12 protein-coding genes are annotated in these 22,221 nt (G+C 69.7%); 6 read left to right on the top strand and 6 right to left on the bottom strand.

Annotated elements, in window-relative coordinates; all coding sequences use genetic code 11:
• Positions 1 to 3 precede the first annotated feature (3 nt).
• The 5 genes from ACFVUT_RS18565 to ACFVUT_RS18545 form a co-directional block, all read right to left on the bottom strand.
• A complete protein-coding gene (locus tag ACFVUT_RS18565; protein WP_389649333.1) occupies positions 4 to 1,755 on the bottom strand; it encodes an ABC transporter ATP-binding protein in 1,752 nt (583 codons plus the stop codon).
• Positions 1,755 to 2,765 carry a LacI family DNA-binding transcriptional regulator gene (locus tag ACFVUT_RS18560; RefSeq protein WP_389649336.1) on the bottom strand — a complete coding sequence of 337 codons (1,011 nt, stop codon included), beginning with the start codon at positions 2,763 to 2,765 and terminating at the stop codon, positions 1,755 to 1,757. The genes ACFVUT_RS18565 and ACFVUT_RS18560 overlap by 1 nt, the downstream gene beginning before the upstream one ends.
• A gap of 276 nt (positions 2,766 to 3,041) precedes the next feature.
• Complete coding sequence (locus ACFVUT_RS18555) at positions 3,042 to 4,496, bottom strand: ABC transporter substrate-binding protein (protein ID WP_389649338.1); 1,455 nt, start codon at positions 4,494 to 4,496, stop codon at positions 3,042 to 3,044.
• Positions 4,497 to 4,539: 43 nt separating this feature from the next.
• On the bottom strand, positions 4,540 to 5,406 hold the full coding sequence (locus tag ACFVUT_RS18550; protein ID WP_389649341.1) for a carbohydrate ABC transporter permease: 867 nt from the start codon (positions 5,404 to 5,406) through the stop codon (positions 4,540 to 4,542).
• Complete coding sequence (locus ACFVUT_RS18545) at positions 5,403 to 6,401, bottom strand: carbohydrate ABC transporter permease (protein ID WP_389649344.1); 999 nt, start codon at positions 6,399 to 6,401, stop codon at positions 5,403 to 5,405. The genes ACFVUT_RS18550 and ACFVUT_RS18545 overlap by 4 nt, the downstream gene beginning before the upstream one ends.
• A gap of 384 nt (positions 6,402 to 6,785) precedes the next feature.
• On the opposite strand from ACFVUT_RS18545, the gene ACFVUT_RS18540 reads away from it, so the two are divergent.
• The 6 genes from ACFVUT_RS18540 (at position 6,786) to ACFVUT_RS18515 (ending at position 18,864) form a co-directional block, all read left to right on the top strand.
• Entirely contained in the window at positions 6,786 to 9,938 is a 3,153-nt protein-coding gene (locus ACFVUT_RS18540; protein WP_389649347.1) for a family 78 glycoside hydrolase catalytic domain, read from the top strand.
• Between the two features lie 32 nt (positions 9,939 to 9,970).
• A complete protein-coding gene (locus ACFVUT_RS18535; protein WP_389649349.1) occupies positions 9,971 to 12,256 on the top strand; it encodes a beta-galactosidase in 2,286 nt (761 codons plus the stop codon).
• Positions 12,257 to 12,260: 4 nt separating this feature from the next.
• Positions 12,261 to 14,159 carry a penicillin acylase family protein gene (locus tag ACFVUT_RS18530; protein ID WP_389649352.1) on the top strand — a complete coding sequence of 633 codons (1,899 nt, stop codon included), beginning with the start codon at positions 12,261 to 12,263 and terminating at the stop codon, positions 14,157 to 14,159.
• A 1-nt stretch (position 14,160) separates the two neighbouring features.
• On the top strand, positions 14,161 to 15,102 hold the full coding sequence (locus tag ACFVUT_RS18525; protein ID WP_389649355.1) for an alpha/beta hydrolase: 942 nt from the start codon (positions 14,161 to 14,163) through the stop codon (positions 15,100 to 15,102).
• A complete protein-coding gene (locus ACFVUT_RS18520) occupies positions 15,099 to 16,151 on the top strand; it encodes a family 43 glycosylhydrolase (protein ID WP_389649357.1) in 1,053 nt (350 codons plus the stop codon). Before ACFVUT_RS18525 ends, ACFVUT_RS18520 begins: the two co-directional genes overlap by 4 nt.
• Positions 16,152 to 16,221: 70 nt before the next feature.
• On the top strand, positions 16,222 to 18,864 hold the full coding sequence (locus ACFVUT_RS18515; protein ID WP_389670993.1) for a family 78 glycoside hydrolase catalytic domain: 2,643 nt from the start codon (positions 16,222 to 16,224) through the stop codon (positions 18,862 to 18,864).
• A 42-nt stretch (positions 18,865 to 18,906) separates the two neighbouring features.
• Here the strand turns inward: ACFVUT_RS18515 and ACFVUT_RS18510 are convergent, their stop codons facing one another.
• A complete protein-coding gene (locus ACFVUT_RS18510; protein ID WP_389649362.1) occupies positions 18,907 to 22,101 on the bottom strand; it encodes a hypothetical protein in 3,195 nt (1,064 codons plus the stop codon).
• Between the last annotated feature and the right edge of the window lie 120 nt (positions 22,102 to 22,221).

Here is a 22,221-nt window from a genome sequence, read left to right as displayed (position 1 = left end):
GGCTCAGGACGACTGGGCCGCGTGCAGCCGCGCGTACCGTCCGTCGGCGGCGAGGAGTTCGGCGTGTGTCCCGGCCTCGGCGACCCGGCCCCGGTCGAGAACGACGATGTGATCGGCGTCCCGGACCGTCGAGAGCCGATGCGCGACGACGAGCGAGGTGCGGCCGCGGCGCAGGGTCGCGAGCGCAGTCCGGATCTTCACCTCCGACTCGGAATCCAGGGCGCTCGTCGCCTCGTCCAGGAGGAGCACCTTCGGGTCGCGGACGAGTGCCCGTGCGATCGCGAGCCGCTGCCGCTGGCCGCCCGACAGACGCGCGCCGCGCGGGCCGACGCGCGTACTCCAGCCGTCGGGGAGGCCCTCGACGATCTCCCATGCCTCGGCGTCGCGCAGCGCCCGCTCGACTTGCGCGTCCGGGACGTCGTCGAGTCCGTAGGCGACGTTGTCGCGGACGCTGCCCTCGAACAGCACCGATTCCTGCGGCACGACCGACACGAACCGGCGTGCGGTGCGCAGGTCCAGCGTCGCGGTGTCGCGGTCGTCGAGCAGTACGCGTCCCGAGGTCGGCCGGATGAAGCCGAGGACGAGGTTCATCGTCGTGGACTTGCCTGAACCCGAGGGGCCGACGAAGGCGACGGTCTGACCGGGCCGGATCTCCAGATCGAGATCGTCGATCACGAGCCGGTCACCGTCGGGGAAGGCGTACGAGACGTGGTCGAAGCGGATCCGGCCGACGACCGCGTCGACGACCGTCTTCCCGTCGTTGCCCTCGACATCGGGGTCTTCGAGCACCTCGGCGATGGACTTCATCGACTCGATGCCCTTGCTGAGGGTCGGTGTGAGGCCGACGAGCTGCGCCACCGCCGTGGTGAGCGTCGCGAAGTAGGTGCTCAGCAGTACGACCTGGCCGGCCGTGATCGGGAGCACGCCTGTCATCGCGGCGGCGCCGGCGAGCCCGAGGCACAGCATCGACAGGGCGTTGAACGCGACCCACGACATCGTCTCGAACCGCCCGTTGAGCCCGTCGAGTGCCAGTCCGGCCGCCTTGACCTGCTGGGCCGTGTCGGAGACGCGCCGCGAGGCGACTTCTTCCAGCCCGTGGGCGCGTGTGATCGGGATGAGGCTCGCCATCTCGCCGACGGCCGCCGACAGGTTCTCGACCTCCGTGCGGAACCCCTCGTTGCGCCGGGCGGCCCGCTTGCGCATTCCGGCGATCAGGCCGCCGGAGACGGGCACCGTCAACACGAACACGAGGAGGAAGGCGGGTACCTGTACGGCCGTCACGATGATCGATCCGAGGAGGATGCTCGTTCCGATCGCGAGGACGGGGAAGACCTGCTGGAGCAGCAGTTCGACGTTCTCGACATCGCGTACCAGCTTGGTCTGGATGATGGAGGCGTTCCGCCGCGAGTGGAAGCCGATCGAGAGACCTTGCAGCCGTGCGGTCAGGGTGTTGCGCAGGTCGGCGGCGACCGAGCGGTAGACGGCGCTGAACATCCGCACGTAGAGGAGGTGGTTGGGGTAGTTCTGCAGCAGGGTGAGGGTCGCGGCGGCGACGAGGACGGCGAGCCGGCGCACGTCGGAGCCCGCCACGACGGTGTCGATGATCATCGAGGTGAATATGGGGATGATCCAGAGCGGGCTGTCCTTGAGCAGGTGGAACATCGCCGCGGCAACGATCCGGCGCCGGTAGGGGCGAAGAATCCTGAACAACGACCGGACGGGTTCGGCGGCCGTGACCGCGGGCTGCGTGGTCATCAGCGATTCTGGCTGCTCGCCCGGACGACCAGCTCCGGCCGCAGCAGGATCTGCGGATGGTCCCCGCCCCCGAGCTCGATGTCCTCGGACATCAGGAGCTCGACCGCCGCGTTCGCGAACTCCTCGCGCGGCTGCCGGATCGACGACAGCGGCACCACTGCGGCCGCGGCGAACTCGATGTCGTCGTAGCCGATGACCGCGATGTCCTGCGGAACGCGTACGCCGCCCTCGGTCACGATCGTCTGCAGGAGACCGAACGCGAGCCGGTCGTTCATCGCGAACACGCCGTCGGGCCGGTCGCGCGGCGGACGCATCAGCAGCGCCTCGCCGACCCGGCCGCCCTCCTGGACATCGCGATTGCGTACCGGGATGACCTCCAGGGTCACGCCGGGGTGGTCGCGTACGGCCTGGCGTGCTCCGGCGAGGCGGTCGTCGAACTGCCGCAGCCCCTCGGGGCCGCCGACGACCGCGATGCGCGTCTTGCGCCGCGAGACGAGGTGAGCAGTGGCCATGTAGCCGCCCAGCGTGTCGTCGATCGACACCGACGGGCTGAGCGCCGGATCCCCCGTGTTGTCGAGCAGAACCACGGGGATGCCGCGCTGGTGGAAGCGTGCGATGCGGTGGTCGATCGAGCGGATCGGCGACACGAGCACACCGTGTACGCGCTGTTCCTCGAACAGGTCGAGGTATCGCGCCTCGCGTGCCTCGTCCTCGTCGCTGTTGCCGAGCAGCACCGAGAGCCCGTGGCTCGTGGCTCGCTGTTCGACGCCGTGGGCGAGGGCGATGAAGAAAGGGTTCCCGATGTCGAACGCGAGCAGTCCGATCGTGCGGCTGCGGCCTGCCCGGAGCTGACGCGCGGCGTCGTTGCGTACGTAGCCGAGTTCGTCGATGGCCGCCTGGATCCGGGCCGCGGTCGGCGGGGCGACACGGGCAGGGGTGTTGAGGTACTTGGAAACGGTGCCTGCCGAGACCTTCGCCCGCTCGGCGACGTCGCGGATCCCCAGAGCCACTGAGCTCTCCTTCGTGATGGAGGAGCCCGCGGCCGGGCCCCTGAAGTACACAGACGCGGTACCCCACGCAGCCGCTGTTCCGCCGTCCGACCGGAAGAAGCCGATTCTTCCAGACCAGGTGGTGCTTCATGGCGTTCCATCCATGTCGGCCGGAACGATCGGCACCGGAACTGCGACTGCGATGCGTCGGCTGTGTCATATGAACGGTGGCGAAAACCGGATAATGGATCGAGTGTCCCGGCGGCCACCATCCGCCGGGACACTCTGTCTTGGGGGCTACACCGTGGGGTGCGTGGCCCAGTCGTCGGTCAGTTTGGCGGACTTGACGATTTCCTTGGCCCAGCCGACCCAGCCGTCCTGAAGGTATTTCAACTGCTTCTCGAGCGAGCGGGTGCCAAGGAGGTAGCCCTCCCAGCGATTGCTGCCGGATTCGGCGGACGGCGCGTTGGAGCCGATGTTCACCAGGCGTGGCTTGGCCCACTCACCGGACAGGAGATCGTGCAGGCCCGCCGCAGCGGTCGACACGTCGGACGTGGCCGGGATCGCGTTGGTGGCGGCCACCCAGGTGCCGTTGCCCTGCGGGCTCGTGGCGAACTGCAGGAACGTGATGGCCGCGTCGAGTTTCTCACCCGTCATGGTCGCCGGGATCATGTAGCTCGTGCCGCCCGCGACGGCGCCGTAGCGAGCCGCCGAGCCGTCCGCGAGTGAGGTGTCCGACGTGGTCACGGTCGGGAACGGCATGCTCGACCACTTCCAGCTGACCTGGGAGAAGTTGCTGATGACGAAGTTGGTGCCCCATGCCATCGCGGCCTTGCCGGCGAGGAATTCCTCGCCGCCGACGAAGGTCGCCGACGACGCGACGCCTGTCCAGTTCTTGGTCGCGCCGCGGGTGAAGATCTCCTTGAGGAGCTTCACGGCCTCCGCGACCTCGGGGTTCGTGGTCGCGTTGAGTTTCCCGGTGAGGATCGCGTGGGCGAGGCTCTTGTTCGTGAGGGTCGCCGCCGTGCCGGCCTTGCCGTCGGCGCCGTACACGTTCCATGCGTCGCCGTACTTGTGCAGCAGGTTCGACAGGAGGGTCTCCGCCGTCCAGCCGGTGCCGAGCAGTCCGTTGTCCATGGCCAGTGGCGTGTAGCCGGCCTGGGACAGGGTGTCGCAGGCCTCAAGGAAGTCGCCGATGCCGGCGATGGGGGTCTTGATGCGGAGCTTGTCGAAGATCTCCTTGTTGTAGAAGAGACCGGTGGTGACGAGGTTGAACGGTACGTAGTAGAGGTGGCCGGCGGCGTCGCGCTGGGCATCGCCGTACGCGTCCTTGTTGAACCCGGCCAGCCACGTGGCGGCGGCCTGGTTGTACGGGTTGGGCTTGGCGAGGTAGGGATCGAGGCTGACGACGAGGCTCGGGTCCGAGGGCGGCGGCTGGTTGAAGATCAGTTCGGGTGCGGTGCCGGCCGTGAGTTCGGTGGTGAGGGTGTCGGAGAAGCTCGACAGCGGCAGCACCACGGTCTTGACCTTGATGTTCGGCTCGGCGGCCTCGAACTTCGCGACAAGCGCGTCCCATTCGGGGCCGAACGTGTCGGTCTTGGAGTTCCACTGGTTGGGGCCCGACAGCGTGATGGTGACGCCGTCGCCGGAGTCGCCGCCCGTGGAGCAGCCCGTGAGCACTCCATCGGTGAGCACGGCGGATATGGCCAGAGCGGAGGCCCGCTTCAGTACGGACCGTCTCGTGATGGGCATTTCTCTCCTTCGGATTGGTGACCTGGCTCTCCGCGAGAGCGGGTCAGTGCGATCCCGGGATTCCGCCCTGTACCCCGGCGAGGAAGTAGCGGGAGAAGAAGCCGAACAGGATCAGGAGCGGGATGCTCGCAAGCAGATAGCCCGCGAAGAGAGGACCGAACGACGTGGCGGACTGGCCCTGGAAGAACAGCAGGCCCACCGAGATGGTCTTCAGATCGTTGTCGGTGACGGTCAGCAGCGGCCAGAAGAAGTCGTTCCAGACCGCCTGGACCGTCACGAGGCTCACGGTGCCGATGACCGGCAGCGAGAGCGGGAGCAGGATCGAGCGGAAGATGCGGATCGGGTTGGCGCCGTCGATCGCCGCGGCCTCGAAGATCGACTCCGGGATGCCTTCGATGTATGTACGCATGAGGACCGTTCCGAGCACGGCGCCGGTCGCGATCTGCGGGATGATCAGCACCACCATCGTGTTGAGCAGGTGGAAGTCCTTCATCATCAGGAAGAGCGGGATGAGGCTCGCGATGCTCGGCACCATCAGCAGCGCCGCGATGAGCGTGAAGAGCAGCCGCCGGCCCGGGAACCGGAAGCGGGCGAACACGTAGCCCGCGATGAGCGACACCAGGACGACACCGGCCACCGAAAGCCCGGCGACGATGATCGACGAGAGGAAGAAGGGCGAGATCTGGTCCCAGGCGGTGGCGTAGTTCTCGAAGTGGAACGGGAACGCGATCGCCCAGAAGCTCTCGTTGTACTGCTGGTTCGTCTTGAGCGAAGTGATGACCACGAACAGGTAGGGCGCGAGGCTGACGGCGACGAACATCAGCAGAGCGCCGTGTACACCCCACTGCCGGCGTCCCCGGCGGGTGCCCGACGGCATCTTTGGCTCGACAGATCCGGTACGGGCGGTCATCGTGCGCTCCGAGGCGTGAAGGTCGTGCCGGACGGTGTGGCCTCGCCCTGTTCGCGGCGCCGCGCGAACATGACGATGCAGCTGAGCGCCAGCGTGATGATGAACAGGGTGGTCGACAAGGCGGCGGCGTAGCCCCATTGGCCGCCGCGGAAAGCCTGATTGATGGTGTGCAGGATCGGGACGTCGGTCGCGTTGTCGGGCCCGCCACGGGTCAGGATGTACGCGGTGAACCCGTACTGCAGTGTGCCGACGACGGCGAGGAAGAACAGGACGCGTACTTGACCCGCCATGAGCGGGAGGTCGAACGACCAGACCCGGCGCAGCCGCCCCACCCCGTCGAGGGCGGCCGCCTCGAAGATCTCCTTCGGGATGTTCTGCAGGCTTGAGTACATGATGAGGAACGGCAGGCCGGCGACGAACGGGAAGCCGACGAAGAGCAGTGAGAGCAGCGCGGTGTGGGGGTCGCCCGTCCAGTTCTGTTTGAGGGATCCGAGCCCTGTCGCGTCGAGTGCTGCGTTGAACACACCGTTGTTGGGGTCGTAGAAGAACTGCCAGACCAGGGCGGTCACCGCGCCCGGGAAGGCCACCGGGATGATGAGCAGGGTGCGGTAGACGAACGCCGAGCGCGTGCTTCGCAGGCTGACGAGCAGTTCCGCCGCGAGGAAGGGGAAGATCCACGCCACCACGCCGAAGACGAAGATCACTCCGAGGTTGCGGAACGAGGACCACCATGCGGTGTCGTGGAACATCCGGGTGTAGTTGTCCAGCCCGGTGAAGGTCGACTCGGTCGCGGGTTTCCAGTCCCAGAACGAGAAGAAGACGCCTCTGAGGGCCGGATAGAACTGGAAGACGGCCAGGACCGCGAAGACGGGGAGCAGGGCGAGGTAGGGGCCGAGCGGGAGGCGGCGCCGTTGTTTCCTGCGCGTAGTGTCCGGACCGTGCGACAGCGCGCCGGCCGCGCCGAGGGACCGTGCGTCCGGGCCGGCGGCAGCCACGGACGCGCCGGGCCGAGGATCGATGACACCTACGGCGTCGGCATCGCGAGGGGGAGCCACCTTGGGCGATGCGTTTGCGCGCCGGGTAAATCGATTCATTCCTAAGCCCTCCCGGTCGAGATGTCCACGGCATCACGGGGTGACGCCCGGGTGGCGCGGTGGCGCCGGGTAAATCGATTCATTCCTAAGGCCCCCAGGGCAACATGTCAAGAGTGTTACGGGACGATAGCCGGGTGTTGACAGTCTTTTTCGGTCTCGTTGCCGCCGTATGCGGGCTGTCGGGGAGGCGTCGGCGCCGGCCGGACCCCGATCGCTGTTTACACCGGCGGCCCGGGAGTGAAAGCATTCACTCCGACGTGATCGATTGGGATGGGGCAGCGACGAATGACACTTGACGAGGACTGGTGCGTTGAAGGTCCGGCCGGCCGGGTCGCCGTCACGCCCACGCCGCTCGACCTCAGGGTCGACGGCCGTGTCGCCCGTGAGCCGGCACTCGGCGAGCGCGGGGTGAACCTCGCGATCCGTACACATCCGCGGCTCTCCTGGCGGCCGGACAACAGCGCGCGGACCGCCTTCGAGGCGGAGCTGACGGACTCGGCCGGCAGCCGTGTATGGGCGTCGGGTCCGGTGGCGTCGGCATCGGGTACGTCGGTCACGGTCGAGACGGTCCTGCCGGCCCGTCAGCGCTATCGGTGGGCCGTGCGGCTCCGGTCGGCCCACGGCGTGTGGAGCGACTGGGCCCGCTCGGAACTGGAGACCGGTCCGGCGCACGACGCGGACTGGACGGCGCCGTGGATCTCGGCCCCGGCAACCTCGCGGCTGCGCCGCCCCTTCACGCTTCCCGGTGCGGTTGAATGTGCTCGGCTCTACCTCACCGGACAGGGCCTCGTACGCGCGGAGCTCAACGGGTCGCCGGTGAACGCGGGTCACCTCGATCCGACTCGCACCGATGCCGGCCGCGCGCTCTACCGCTGCTATGACGTGACCGACCTGCTCCGTGCGGGCGTCAACGAACTCGATTTCGTGCTGGGCCTGGGCGAGTGGGGCCGCACCGGACTCGACCCGCGTGTGCGGGCCGAGGTCGAGATCTGGCATGCGGACGGGAGCCGGTCGACGATCGGCTGCGATGCGCAGACGCTCGTGTCGTCGAGCCGGATCGTCGAGGACGACCCGTTCTACCTCGAACGGCACTGCGTAGCAGCGGAGGCCGCGCACGGCTGGTCGGCACTCGATCCGTCGTGCCTGCGGAAACCCGGGGCTGGGCCCGAAGCGCCGCCATCGGTTGTGGAGGTCGATCCCACTCCCCCGGCCCGGATCGTCGCGCTCCACCGGCCGGTGGAGGTTCACCGGCGCGACGGGATCCGGCTGTACGACGTCGGGACCAACATCGCGGGTCGCAGCCGCATCGAGATCCTCGGTGCGCTGCCCGCGGGCACCGTTGTGCACGTCGTCCACGGCGAGCACGTCGCGGCCGGCGGCCGGCTGGACACGACCAACCTGATGATGCCGTTCGACGAGGGCCGCCGGCGGCAGGTCGTCGAGTGGGTCTCCGCGGGCGTCGCGGGCGAGGTCGTCGAGGCGTGGTTCGCGTACCACGGATTTCGCTACATCGAGATCGGCGGGCTCCCCGGCGATGCCGAGATCACCGTGACGGCCGCAGCCCTGCACACCGATCTCACGCCGGCCGGCACCGTGCGCACCGACGACCCGCTCATCGGGACGCTCCTGGAACGCGCCGAACGTACGCTCCTGAACAACGTGCACGGCGTGCCCGAGGACTGCCCGACGCGGGAGCAGGCCGCGTGGACGGGCGACACCGCGTCGGTGGCCGAGTACGAACTCGCAGCGTTCGACACCGAGAACTTCCTCGCGAAGTGGATCCGTGATCTGCTGACGAGCCAGGGCGAGGACGGCGCGCTCCCCGCCATCGCCCCGGACGTGCGCTTCCCGCGGCTGCCTGCCGATCCGGTGTGGGGCGCCGCCCTGCACCGCATCCTGCTGGGGCACTGGCTGCATTACGGCGACGCGCGTCTGGTCCGCGAGACGCTTCCTGCCTTGCGGCGCTGGGCGGACTTTCAGCTCTCCCTCAGCGACGAATCCGGTGTGATCGCGCGGTCGCCGATCAGCTACGGCCACGACTGGCTCGCTCTGGAGCAGACGCCGCCGCCCGTCCATCACAGCGCCGCGACAATCGACTGCCTGGTGGCGCTGGCCCGGCTGGAGGAGGAGCTCGGCGACCGCGCGGCCGCGGCCACCCGGCGCCGGCAGGCCGGCTTCCTGCGCACCGCGGCGAAGGCGCGCTTCCACGACTCCGCGACGGGTGTCTTCGCCAACGGCTCCCAGGGCTCCTACGCCGCCGCAATCGATGCGGGCATCCTCACAGGAGCCGACGCCGAGGAGGCCGCCCGGCGGATCGAACGCGACGTACGCGCGCGCGGCAACCGCGCCTCCGGCGGCTTCGCGACGACCCGCACGATCGTACGCGCGCTGACCGCGACCGGGCGTTCGCACGTCGTCGCCGACATCCTGCGCCAGCCCGCCGAGCCCGGTGTCGGCGCGATGCTCGTGTCGGGTCCCGGCACGTTCTGGGAGTGCTGGTGGATCGACCCGGCCAACACCGGCACCGGATCGCTCGACCACGTGGGACTGGGCGGGGTCTTCGCGGGCTGGGTCTGGACGGGCCTCGCGGGGATCACCCCGACCAGCGGGGGCTACCGCTCGTTCCGTGTCGCACCGCAGTTCGTCGCGGGCGTCGACCGGTTGAGCCTGAGGACGCAGACCGCGGCCGGGACCGTCGGATTCGCGTACCGCGTCGTGGGCTCGTCGGCCGCGATCGAACTTGAGGTGCCCGAAGGTGTGGTGGCCGTTCTCCGGATCGGCGGACTGCCCGATCGCGAGTTCACCGGCGGCCGCCACGAGGTCACGGTCGACGTCCGGCGACCGGCGGCGACCCCGGCCCCCGCAACGGCCGAGGCGTGGGCTCCGCCCTCGATCGCGCCTCGATCGGCCGACGTGACCGGCGCCGACGACCTGCTCGCCCGGGCCATCGAGGACGGCCTCCTCCGCGCGGCCGACGGCTCGGGGTTCGAACTCCTCGACGGCCTGAACTGCATGCCGATCCCGCACGCACAGCCCGCCGGTCCCCTCGCGCGGATCCTGGCGACCCGCGCCGGCGGCCGCCCCACCGTACGCGTCGAGCCGGCCCGCCCGCTCGACGCGAGCGAGGCCACCTTCTTCTACGCGCTCGTGGACCTGTGCGACGAGCGCTCGGCCCGCGGCGCGCGGCCCGTCATCCGGCTTCTGTCGGCCGACGGGAGCGATATCCGTGCCGCGGCCGACAGCTGGCCCGCGGGCTGGAACCGGGTCGCGGTCGACACCGGCGGATGGGCCGGCCGCTCCTCGATCACCGCGATCGAGGTCTCGCTCCTGCCCCTCGCCCCGGGCTCCGACGACCTGCTCATGCCCCCGGCCGACGACAGGGGTGAGGGCTTCCATCTGGGTGGTCTGGGCTTCAGTACGGCCCGGAGGACCTGGTGATCCGACAGCCGCAGCACGACAGAGAGGTCAGGATGCCTTACACCGGTACAACCGTCACGTTCGACGCACGCAGGGCGGGAATCACCACGACGCTGCTCGACGGGTGGGGGGCGACCCACCCCGACGGGCGACGGCTCGGCGCGAACAACTACCACCTGACCCTGGACGGGGATCCGTTCCCCGCGGTCTCGGGCGAGCTGATCCCGCAGCGCTATCCGGTCGCCGAGTGGCGCGACGCGATCCTCGCCCTCCGCGACGCCGGGGTCTCGGTCGTGTCGTCATACGTCTTCTGGGGTCTCGTCGAGCCGCGCGCCGGCGAGTTCGACTTCACGGGGCACAACGACATCCGCCGGTTCGCGGAGCTGTGCGCCGAGCTCGGGATGCTGTTCGCCCCGCGTATCGGGCCGTTCAACAACTCCGAGTACCTGCTGGGCGGACTACCGCCCTGGCTGTACGGGATGCCGCTCGTCGAGCGCTCGAACGACCCGCGGTACCTGGAACACGTACGCCGCTATTTCGAGCAGGTCGCCGAGCAGTTCCGCGGACTGTTCTGGTCCGACGGCGGGCCGATCGTGCTCGTCCAGCTGGAGAACGAACTGTCGCACGCGCCGAACGACTGGCGGACGCTGTTCGGCTACACCGCGACCGAGCACCGCGGTCCACAGGACGGCGCCGAGTTCGCCGCGCACATGGAAAACCTCCGCGGGCTCGCGGTGGAAAGCGGGATCACCCCGCCGTTCTTCGCAATGACGGCCTGGGGTCTGCCCGATGAGGTCGCGGCCGGGGGATTCCTGCCGACCTACGGCGCGTACATGGATCTGCACCCGCGGCCCGGCGACAACCATCCGCTCACGACGTTCCAGGGGGGCGAGTACGAGTACCGCGGCCTGCTTCCGACTGCCTTCTGCGAGCTGGGCACCGGATCCCCCGCCCGCGCCGACTACCGGTCGATGACCCCCGCGGCGGCGATGACCACGACCGCTGTGACGCGCTTCGCCTCGGTCGAGTCGCTCTTCCTGGGCTACTACCTCTTCCACGGCGGCACCAATCCGGTACGCGGCGACGGCTTCGGCTGGACGACGAAGGCCCCCGGCTTCCCGGTACGTTCCTACGACTTCTGGGCGCCCGTGAGCGAGTTCGGCGAGCGGCGGGAGTCCTTCCACCGCGCGATCCCGTTCAATCGGTTCGTCCTCGAATTCGGCGCCGACCTGGCGCCGACGGAGGTCGTCGAGCCGCTCGATCCCGTGGTCGACCCCGCCGACGACCGGCTGCGCACGATACTGCGGGCCGGTGGCGACGCGGGATTCGTGTTCTTCGCCAACTACGGCAACAACCACCCGCTCCCGGACCGCGACGACGTGACGGTCGAGGTCCTTCTCGACGGCCGGAACGTCACATTCCCCCGGCGGTCGTCTCTCGCGATCGCGAGCGCCTCGGCAGGCGTACTGCCCGTCGGTCTCGACGCGGGGGCCGGGCTGACGATCCTCTCGTCGACGGCACAACCGCTCGCGCGCCTCGGCAGCCCGGACGAGCCGTTCCTCGTCCTGCACGCCCCTGACGACGGCGAGGCAGAATTCACGTTCGAAGGCGTGGCCCCGGCCGCTGTCGAGGGGGACACCACGGTCTGCCCCGAGGACGACGGCGTGACAGCCGTCGTACGCGTCGACCGCGCCCGCACCTTCCGCGTACGCGGATCGCGGGGCACCGCAACGATCACGACGATCCCGACGTCGTACGCCGAACGGAGCGTCCTCGTGCCGACCCCGGCCGGCCGCCTCCTCGTGTCGAGCGATGTCGAGGTCGGCTACGACAACGACGACGTCGTGCTCTGGGACATCCGTCCGATCGGCGCACCCGCGAGCGTCGCGACCCTGCGGCGTACCGGCGCGGGTGACGACCTCGCGGTACCGCTGCCCGCACCCGTGCCCGTGGCTCCCGTCCGCGCCGAGTACCTCGACGAGCGCCGGGTGCTGCTCACCGCAGAACCCGGGGCGGAGCTCGGCGATCTGTGGGCCGACATCGCCTACACCGGTGACATGCTGCGGCTCTTCGACGCCGGGACGGGCATTCTCGTGGGCGACGACTTCCACCGTGGCATCCCGTGGCGGGTGCGCCTTGGCCGCTTCGCGGAGCAACTGCGCGGCGCCGGGCTGCAACTGCGTGCCGAACCCGTCTCGACGCGGGTCGACGTACGCAACGAGGAGGGCATCCTGCTCGACAGCGCCGAGCAGCCGGCCGGCGACGCGCGTGTCGACAGCCTCGCCTACTCCCAGCGCGTATCGGCGACGGTGCCGGTCGCCGGGCTGCTCGGGGGCTGAGGCGATGACGACCGACTGGGGCACGGTGGCCCTGCACCGGGCCGTCTCGGGGATGCCGCTGCTGGACGCGGACAGTGAGCCCGCCGCGTTCTTCGGCCTCGGGTACGCGCAGGCCGCCGACGACCTCCACGGCGTGCTGCGCCAATACCTCCTGGTACGCGGTGAGCTGGCGACCCTCGGCGACACCGACGACGCGGTCGAGCGTGACCGGAACCAGCGACTCTGGCGTATCCGCGAGGAGGCCGAGGACGCCTACCGTGCGCTCGAACCCTCGGTACAGGAGTGCTGTCGCGCGTTCATCGCCGGTGTACGCGCCCGCATGGCCGAGCATCCCGACGTGGTGCCGGACTGGGCTCCGCCGCTCGACCCGTGGCTGCCGATCGGCGTCAACCGCACGGTGATGCTGTACTGGACGATCGCCGATGCCGTGGCTGTGCTGCGAGCCGCCGGTGTCCCGTTGCCTCCCGTCGTCTCGGAACTCGACCGTACGCCGATGGTGCCCGGTTCGAACGCCTGGGTGCTCATGCCCGCGCGTACGCGGGACGGCGAGACGATTCTCGTCAGCGACCCGCATCTGCCGTTCGGCGGATCGCTGGCCCTGTACGAGGCGACTGTCGCGACGCCGACGTTGCACTACACGGGATTCGTGTTCCTCGGCGCGATGCTGCCCGCGCTCGCGCACAACGCCGATGTCGCCTGGGCGGTCACCACGGGCGGCCCGCGTGTCTCCGATGCCTACCGCGTACCCGACACGGATGCCGATGCGGTCGTACTCAATGGCGTGCGGTCGCCGGTCGTCGCGCGGCATGACGGTGCGGCGTACGTGATCTGCAGCCCCTACACCGGAAAGGCCGGCGACACCGAGCTGCAGCTCCTGCGGATGTTGCGGTCCCGGTCCGCCGCGGAACTGCGTCAGGTGCTGTCGGCGTGCGCGTTCGCGCCGCAGAACGTGCTGGCGGCCGACCGCCACGGGCACGCGTTCTATGTGCGTACCGGGCGGGTGCCCAGGCGCGCCGCCGACGCGGTGGGTGTGCTGGAGCCCACGCAGCTCTGGGACGGATTCCTCGGTCAGGACGAGCTCGTGCACGTCGCCGATCCGGAGTCGGGCTGGCTCGAAAACGCCAACTCCGCGCCCGACACCGTCACCCCCGGCATCCGCGCCGCCGACTGGGCGCCCGACGCGTTCCACGACGTGCCCGGCCGCCAGACCTCGCGCAGCATCCGCGGCATCCAGCTGCTCTCCTCCCCCCACGCGGTGGGGGTCGACGAGGTGATGGCCTGGGCGCAGGACGACCTCTGGCCGGACACCCCGAAGTGGCAGGCCGGTCTCGCGGCGGCGGCGGACGCCGAACCGGAACGCGTCGCGAAACTGCCCGCCGAACGCCGCGAACTGCTCGCGACACTCCTGCGATTCGACGGGCGTGCCGCTTCCGACTCGACCGACGCGAGCGCGTGGCTGTCGTGGCGCAAACACATCGCGGCGACCCCCGTCGCGCCAGGACTGCTCCGTGAACTGGTGGACGCCTTCGACGCCGGCCTGTTGCTCGCGGCGCTGGAGCACTGCCCGCTGGAGGTCCGTGCGTACGGGGAGATTCATCGGTTCGCCTCGGGGGCGCCCGGCCGGGCGGGGGCCTTCACGGTCCGCCCCGTGGCGCCGGGCGATGTGCAGCCTGCGATGCAGGTGCCGTTGCGCGCCACGTACTTCTCGCATGGTGTCGCGGTCGGCGGGGGGCCCGCGCTGCGGATCGTCCGGTTCGGTGCCGGCGGCATGTCGTCGTGGAGTCTCGCGCTGCCCGCGCACGCCGAGATGTTCGCCCGCGGCGAGGTGTTCGCGACTGCTTTCCATCCCGCCGATGCCGAGCTCCGGCAAAGGCTCGCGGCCCGTCACGAGAAAGGCGACTGACATGAGCGGATTCCACCCCGACCTCCTCGCGGCACGCGGCCTTCCGCGCGTACCCGTCACGGCGCAGGAGATCGCGGCCCTCCAGGCCGGGGAGCCCGTCGGGCTACCCGCGCCGCCCGACGTCGCGATCGACGACATCGACGCCCCCGGCGCCTGGGGAGCTCCTTCGGTGCGGCTGCGCGTCTACCGTCCCCGGCCGTCTGCGCCCGGGCGGCGGCCGGCGCTCTACTGGATGCACGGCGGCGGATACCTCAGCGGCTCCCCGGAAAGCGACGACGCCGCGATGATCGGCCTCGTGCGGACGCTCGGCCTCGTGGCCGTATCGGTCCGCTACCGCCTCGCGCCCCGGCATCCGGCCCCCGCCGCGGTCGAGGACGCCTACTCCGGGTTGGCCTGGACCTGGGCCCACGCCGCCGGTCTCGGCATCGACGAACAGCGGATCGCGATCGGCGGCGGCAGCGCGGGGGCCGGACTGACCGCTTCGCTTTCCCATCTTGTACGCGACCGCGGCGAGTACGCGCCGGTGTTCCAACTGCTCATCGAGCCGATGCTCGACGACCGGACCGCGATACGCACCGACCTCGACACCGAGTTCGTACGCGGCTGGGAAGCCCCGAGCAACCGGTTCGCCTGGACGGCGTATCTCGGACAGGAACCCGGGCTCCCGGAGGTGCCCGCCTACGCGGTGCCGGGCCGGCGGGCCGATCTCTCGGGTCTGCCACCCGCCTGGATCGGCGTCGGTACGCTCGACCTCTTCGTCGACGAGGACCTCGACTACGCGAGGCGGCTCAGCGCGGCGGGCGTGCCGTGCGAGACCCTGGTCGTGCCCGGTGCCTTCCACGGCTTCGAGTCGATCTACCCCGACGCCCCGGTCTCGCGGGAGTTCCTCGCCGCCGCTGCCCGCGCGCTCGGGGCCGGTCTGGGCATCGTGGGTGCGTCATGACCGGGGGCGTCATCCGGCCCGGTGAGCCGTGGTTCGACACCGATGGCCACCGTATCCAGGCGCACGGCGGCTCGGTTCTCGCCCAGGACGGCTTCTTCTACTGGTACGGCGAGAACAAGGAGCACACCGCGCCGGGCAGCGGAATCTGGCACTGGGGCATCCGCTGTTACCGGTCGACGGATCTGTGCACCTGGGAGGATCTCGGCCTCATCATCCCGCCCGTCGAGGACGACCCGGACTCGCCGTTGCACCCCGCGCAGATGGTCGACCGGCCGCATATCGTGCGAGATCCGCGTACGGGGCGGTATGTCGCCTGGCTCAAGATCATGCATCGTGACGGGCGGCAGCTCTCGACGGTCCTCGTCGCCGACGCGCTGTGCGGACCGTACGAGATCGTCGCGACGGACGTGCGGCCGAACGGCATGTACGCGGGCGACTTCGACCTCGTCGTCGATCCGGTCGACGGCAAGGGTTACCACTACTACGGCCGGCCTCATTCGGAACTCGTCTGTGCCGATCTCAGCGACGACTTCACGGCGACGACCGGCTACTACTCGACGCACTTTCCCGGGAAACAGCCGCCCGAGGCGCGTGAGGCGCCCGCGTACTTCCGCCGTGGGAGGACCCACTACCTCGTGACGTCGGGCACGAGCGGGTACTTCCCCAACCGGTCGCAGATCGCCTCGGCCGACACCTACCACGGACCCTGGACGGTGCTGGGCGACCCGCACCCCGGCGATCCGACGGGCACCTCCTTCCGCAGCCAGGTGACCTCGGTTTTCCGGCACCCTGGCAAGCGCGATCTCTACATCGCGCTCGCCGACCGCTGGCTGCCGCACCGCTGTGCCGAACAGTCCGATCAGACCGACGTCTTCCGGCGGCTCGTCGCGGGCGAGCCGCTCGACGACGTCGTGACCGCGGAACTGCGGCAGGACTTCTTCACCGCTGACACCCGCGTCGCCGACTACGTCTGGCTGCCGATCCGATTCGACGGCAGCATCCCGACGATCGAGTGGCGCGACGAGTGGCGTATCGACGAGTTCGACTGATTCGACCGATTCCACTGAGAGGAAACCTGATGACCCGGCTCGATGCCGCTTCGACGACGGGCGGCCGCCCGTGCGCGTGACCGCTTTGCGTACCGAACTGTGCGAGTCCCCGCTGGGCATCGGCACCCCGCGGCCCGAGTTCGACTGGAAGATCACATCACCCGCGGACACCCCCGACACGCGCCAGGCCGCGTACCGCCTCCAGGTCGAGGACGCGGTGACAGGGGCATGCGTCTGGGACAGCGGCGAGGTCGCCGACGAGCGTCCGTTCGATGCCCGCTACGACGGCTCCCCGCTCGCGTCGTCCCGCGCCTACCGTTGGCGCGTGCGCGTCGTCGGTGACGCGGGCACCCGCAGCGCATGGAGCCACTGGGCGCGGTTCGAGACCGCGAAACTCCACCCGGCCGACCTGGTCGCCGCGTGGATCGCCCTGGCGCAGGAGTCCGACCCCGACGACGCGTCGGTGGCGACGTTCCGGCGCGAGCTGGACCTGCCGGCGGCCGTGGTACGCGGCCGGGCGTACGTCTCCGCCTGTGGTTGGTACAAGCTCTTCGTCAACGGTCACGACCTCACCGGTCCCGCGCTCGTGCCGCGCTGGACGCCGATGGATCACCTTGTCGAGTACCAGGTCTATGATCTCGGCGGCCTCCTGCGGCCCGGCCAGAACGTCCTGGGTGTGGCCGTCGGCGACGGGCGGTTCCGCGGTGGCCTGAGCGCGTTCGACCGGCGGCGCAGCTATGGCGACCGGTTGAGCGCCTTCGTCCAGGTCGAACTCGACCTCGCCGACGGTACCTCGGTGCGGCTGCTGAGCGACGAAGACTGGAGTGGCGGCCGGGGCGCGATCCTGCGCAGCGACCCGATGCGCGGTGAGCGTCGGGATCTGCGGCTTCCCTTCGACGATTGGCTCGGCGACGTCAGCCCCGCACGGTTGCGTCCCGTCGCCGTCGTCCCGTCACCGTCGGGTGTCCTCGTCGCGGAATCGGTGCCCCGCGTCACGGAGGTCGGGGTGCGTTCGCCGGTCACCGTCACCGTTGCTCCCGGCGGAGCGCAGATCGTCGACTTCGGGCAGAACCTCGCGGGTGTCGTACGTGTACGGCTTGCCGCCGGTGCCGGACCCGAGGTCCGTATCACCTACAGCGAACTGGTCACCCCCGACGGTGAGCTGGAGACCGACTACATCCAGGTGGACAAGGCGCATCCGAAGTTCTTCCGCGACGACATCGTGCTCAACGGCGACGAGCATGTCTTCCAGCCCTGGTTCAGCATCCAGGGATTCAGGTACGTCGAGATCGTAGGAGCGCAGCCGCTCGGCCCGGACGATGTACGTGCTGTCGTGCTGTCGAGCGACCTCACTTCCGCCGGGGAGTTCCGCTGCTCCGATCCGCGTCTGGAGCGCCTGGAGTCGAACGTCCGCTGGAGTCTGCGTTCGAACTTCACCGACACGCCGACGGACTGCCCCACCCGCGAACGCGCGGGGTGGACCGGCGACATCCAGGTCTTCGCCGAGACGGCGGCGCTGCTCGTCGACGCGCAGGCGTACCTGCGCCGGTATCTCGTCAATGTGGCTGCCGAGCAGTTGCCCGACGGCCGGATTCCGCCGTACATCCCGAGCGAGACCTCGGCGTTCAGCGGTCCCCTCCTCGACACTCTCGACGCCGTTTCGAGTTCCGTCGGCTGGGGTGACGTCGCTGTGCTCACCCCGTGGGACCTTTACCTCGCGTACGGCGATCGCCGTGTTCTGGAGGCCCTGTACGTGACGGCCGAGCGCTGGGTGGCGAGCCTGGACGCCCTGGCGCGACGCGGTCGTCATCGCAGCCGCCGGTTCACCTGGGGGGCCGGCCGGCTCGAACGGTGGATCGTCGATCAGGGCTTTCATTGGGGCGAGTGGTTGCGTCCGGGCGAAGGCGACGAGGAGATGGAGCACAACTGGCGCTTCGGGCGGCCCGTCGTCGCGACCGCGTACTTCGCCCACTCCTCGGCCGTGCTCGCCCGGATCGCGGGCGTCCTCGGCCGTGACGAGGACCGGGTGCGCTATGAACGGCAGGCGGCCCTGATCCGCAAGGCCTGGCGGCGCGCCTTCGTACGCCGGGACGGCCGTATCGGTGACGACCGCCAGGACGACTACGTTCGGGCGCTCGCTTTCGGTCTGGTCGAGGAACGCGACCGGCCCGCCGCCGTCACCCGGCTCGTGGCGCAGATCGAGGCCGGCGGACATCACCTCGGCACGGGGTTCCTCTCGACGGGAATGCTGTTGCCGGTGCTCGCGGATCACGGGCGGGCGGACCTCGCGTACGCGGTCCTGTTGCAGGAGACCCAGCCCTCCTGGCTGGCGCAGATCGCGCTCGGCGCCACGACGATCTGGGAGCGCTGGGACGGCATCGATGCGGACGGGCGGCCACAGGCGTCGCACAATCACTATGCGCTCGGCGCGGTCGTGAGCTGGCTTTACCACGGGGTCGCGGGCCTCGTCCCGACCGCCCCCGGGTGGCGGGAACTGAGGATCGAGCCGCGCCTCGGGGGCGGTCTGACGTCAGCGGCGGCGCGGGTGCGGACGCCCTACGGAACCGCGGCGAGCTCCTGGGAGTTGGCGGGAGGCACCGTACGGCTGCGGGCGGAGGTGCCGTTCGGCACGCGTGCGGTCGTCGCACTCCCCGACGGCGACCGCCGGCTCGGTCCGGGAGTCCACGAGTTCCGATACCAGGCACCGGCCTGAGACGGCGGTGCCGTACGCAGGCGCGTACGGCACCGCGTCCGGTCAGGAGAACCGGATGTGGTCGATCTTTCCGGACCACGTGCTGCTCAGGCTGCCGATGCGGTAGTTCCACCGCGTCGCCGGCTCGAACATGAACTGCTGGACCGTCCCCGTCCATCCCGGCACGGTCGACATGTCGAGCACGTACTCGTGGTACTCCGAGCCCGGCAGGAGCGAGAAGGAGGTGCCCTTCAGCCCCTGTTCGTTGGGCACCGGCCAGCCGACCCCCGGCTGATCGAACGACGTGTGGCCGGACGTCGTGAACAGCAGATAGGCGGTCGAGCGGTTGTCGGGGTTGTTCATGCGGATGTGGACGTAGCGTGTACTGGCCGCCGGGATGGCGAGCGAGCCCGGTGACAGGAACGCCGGCTCGTAGCCGCCGGTCGTCGTGGTGACTCCGTCGGACACCGTGACGGCCGAGTAGCCCGCCGTCGGGTTCTGCGTCGCGATCGTCGCGGCCGTGTAGGTGCGGAAGTTGAGGCTGCGGTTGGTCTCCGGGCCGTTCCATGTGCCGCGGTTGTCGGCCGAGTAGTACTCCCCGAACGAGGCCGCCGGGTTGGACGCGCTGTCGCTGAACCCGAGCCCGTAGGTGCCGCCGTCCGGGATGACGTACGGGTTGTGGATGACGAGCGCGTACGTCGCCGCGGTGTCGAGGCCGGTGAGTCCTGGGTAGACGCTGACGTAGCCGCCTGTCGTAGTCACCGACGAGGCCGGGACGGCACCGGTGAACAACGTCGTCCCCTTGTGGGCTGCCGAGTCGGTGATCTTGACGACGCTGAAGTAGAGGCATCCCGCCGGGCTGCCCGACTTGTAGGCCCAGAAGTCGATCTGGGCCAGCCTCGGAGTGCTCACCGTGAACTGCTGCATCCGCGAGTAGTTCCAGTTGATGTCGTCGTGCGGGGTGAAGGTGCCGCTCGTGTTGTCGACATCGACCGTGGGTGAGGCGGAGGGGGTGCCGGTCGTGGCGCAGCTGACGTCGGGCTTTGCCGTCCAGCCGTCTGCGCTGCCGAACTCCCATCCGGTGGCCGCCGGTTTGGTCAGCTGTACGCGGTCGACGAGGAAGGTCCCGGCCACGCTCGTGAGTTCGATCCGGATGCGCTGGATCGTGCCGGTCCAGTTGGCGTTGCCGGACATCGGGATGATGGTGTTGCGGAAGCCCTCCACGAGCCCGGCTGTCGACTTCGGCTCTATGGAGAACTTCACCGAGCGCGCGGTCGTGAAGGACTGGCCCACGGCCGTGGTGAAGTAGATCCGGCCGGAGGTCGCCGACGTGTTGTTGGCGTAGTCGAGCCGTACCGCCGAGTGGTTCGCGGTCGGCAGGCCGAGGCTGTCGGGTGAGTCCATGGTGGTCGTTCCCGCGACGGTGTTGACCGTCGCGTGGCCGCGGTTCACCGACGCCGTGGCATTGGTCGTCCAGCCCTGCGGGTCACCCGCGGCGGCGAAGGACCAGGTGCCCGCCGGGTCGGAGTTCGCCGACGTCGAGGTGTACGCGAGCGACGGCGCCCAGCTCACGGTGGCGGCTCCCGCCGGGACCGAGAAGCGGATGACGTCGCCGGCCGTGACCGCGAGGTCGTCGGCCTTGACCGATGTCCCCGACGTGCCGACGCTCGCGGTCGCGAGGGTCGTGCCGTTACGCGTCACCGTGGCCGTGGTCGTGCCGGACTCCGTCATCGGGTAGCCCCGGAGGCTGATGACTCCGGTCGTTGGGGCGGTCCAGGTCAGCCCCGCACCTGTCGTGGCGGCCGGGGTCAGTGTGAACTTGTCGATCGTGGTGCCCGAGCCGGTGTAGCTTGCCGTGGACGAGTGGTAGGTGAGTGCCGTCCATGTTGATCCCGAGCCCTGCTGGTATCCCCAGGGCGAGGCGCCGAACTGGGCGGCCGCGTGGGAGATGTCCGATGCCGCGCCGATCGAGGTGTTGTTGGCCGACGTGAAGCTCGCGAGGCTGCCACCGCCCTGAGCCGTCAGGAACGCGTACGGCTCGTGGTAGAGGTTGTCGGAAACCGTCGCCTGTACGGGGATACTGCCGCCGTGCTGCGTGATCGCCCCGCCGCCGGGATAGGGCATGTTGTTCTGGTAACCGTTGCGGATGAACACGTTCGAGCTCGCGACCCCGGCCGTCGAGAAGTCGGACGGGCCGTGGATCGCGAGATACTCGATCGCCCCGCCGTAGTTGTCGGCGAAGTAGCTGCCGACGACCTTGACGTCGTTGGTCAGCGACTCGTAGTCGATCGCCGTCATGTCGGGGTTCTGTGTGTTCGGCGCGTTGACGATCATGTTGTTCGCGAGCAGTACGTGGTTGACCTGGCCCAGGAACAGCGAGGTGGTCCCGACGGCGGTACGGCACGCGCCGGCGGTGTCGATGGTCGAGTTGCGCACGACGACGTTCGTGGCCGCCTGGAGGGTGAGCGCGACGCAGGGGACGCCGGTCTCGGAGACGCGGTCGAGGGTCTGGTTCGCGTCGTCATGACTTGAGGAGTACCGGTCGACGAGCACGTTCTGGAAGGTCAGGTCGCCGTCGTTGCCCGGTACGGGCGTCGCCCCGGAAAGTGTCCCCTGCCGGGTGATCGCGATGCCCTGGGCGTTGTGGCTCGTGGTGACGCGGGAGAACGTCAGACCGGTCAGTGCGGTCTGGGTCGCGGTCTGCGCGGCCGTGGCCCGCACCAGGACGCCGATCTGGCTGCTGTCGTGGACCGACAGGTCACTGAACGTCAGGCCGTTGTTGTCCAGCGTCGTGTAGGTGGCCATGATGCCGTAGGCGAGCGCACCCGATCCCGACGACGTCTTGTCGCCGATGTCGAGACCGGTGACGACGGCGTGGGTGGGATCGGTGAGGCTGATCCCTGTTCCGGTCGGAGTGCTCGGGATGCGCGGCGCGCCTCCCGTGCCGTACGCGCCGATCGTCGCGGGCTGGGCCGGGCTGCCGGACATGCCGACGCTGAGCTCCTGTGACCAGGAGGCGCCGCGGGCCAGCAGCAGACTGTCGCCGGCCTTGAGCGTCACGGAGCCCGTACGGGTGAACGTGCACCACGGCTGGGCAGTGCTCGTGCCGGGGCCGGAGTCGGAGCAGTTCGAACCGCTGAGGTTGTTCACGTAGTAGGTGACGGGGGTGGCGGCCTGAGCCGGGAGCACGGTGGTGAGACTTGCCGCCAGTACCCCGGCGGCGAGCGCCGCCAGCAAGGGGGTACGACTGGGTTTCACGGAGGGTCGCATCGTCGCGTCCTCATCTTCGAGATCCGGCAGAACGGGCATCCTGCCGGGCGGATCGCACATGACGGCGATCACCCGCGATCGCGAGGCTGGTGGCGCACCACGAGCAGA

The sequence above is a fragment of the Streptomyces sp. NPDC058051 genome (assembly GCF_042885475.1).
GTDB lineage: Bacteria > Actinomycetota > Actinomycetes > Streptomycetales > Streptomycetaceae > Streptomyces.
This window is presented reverse-complemented; position numbering and strand designations above follow the sequence as displayed.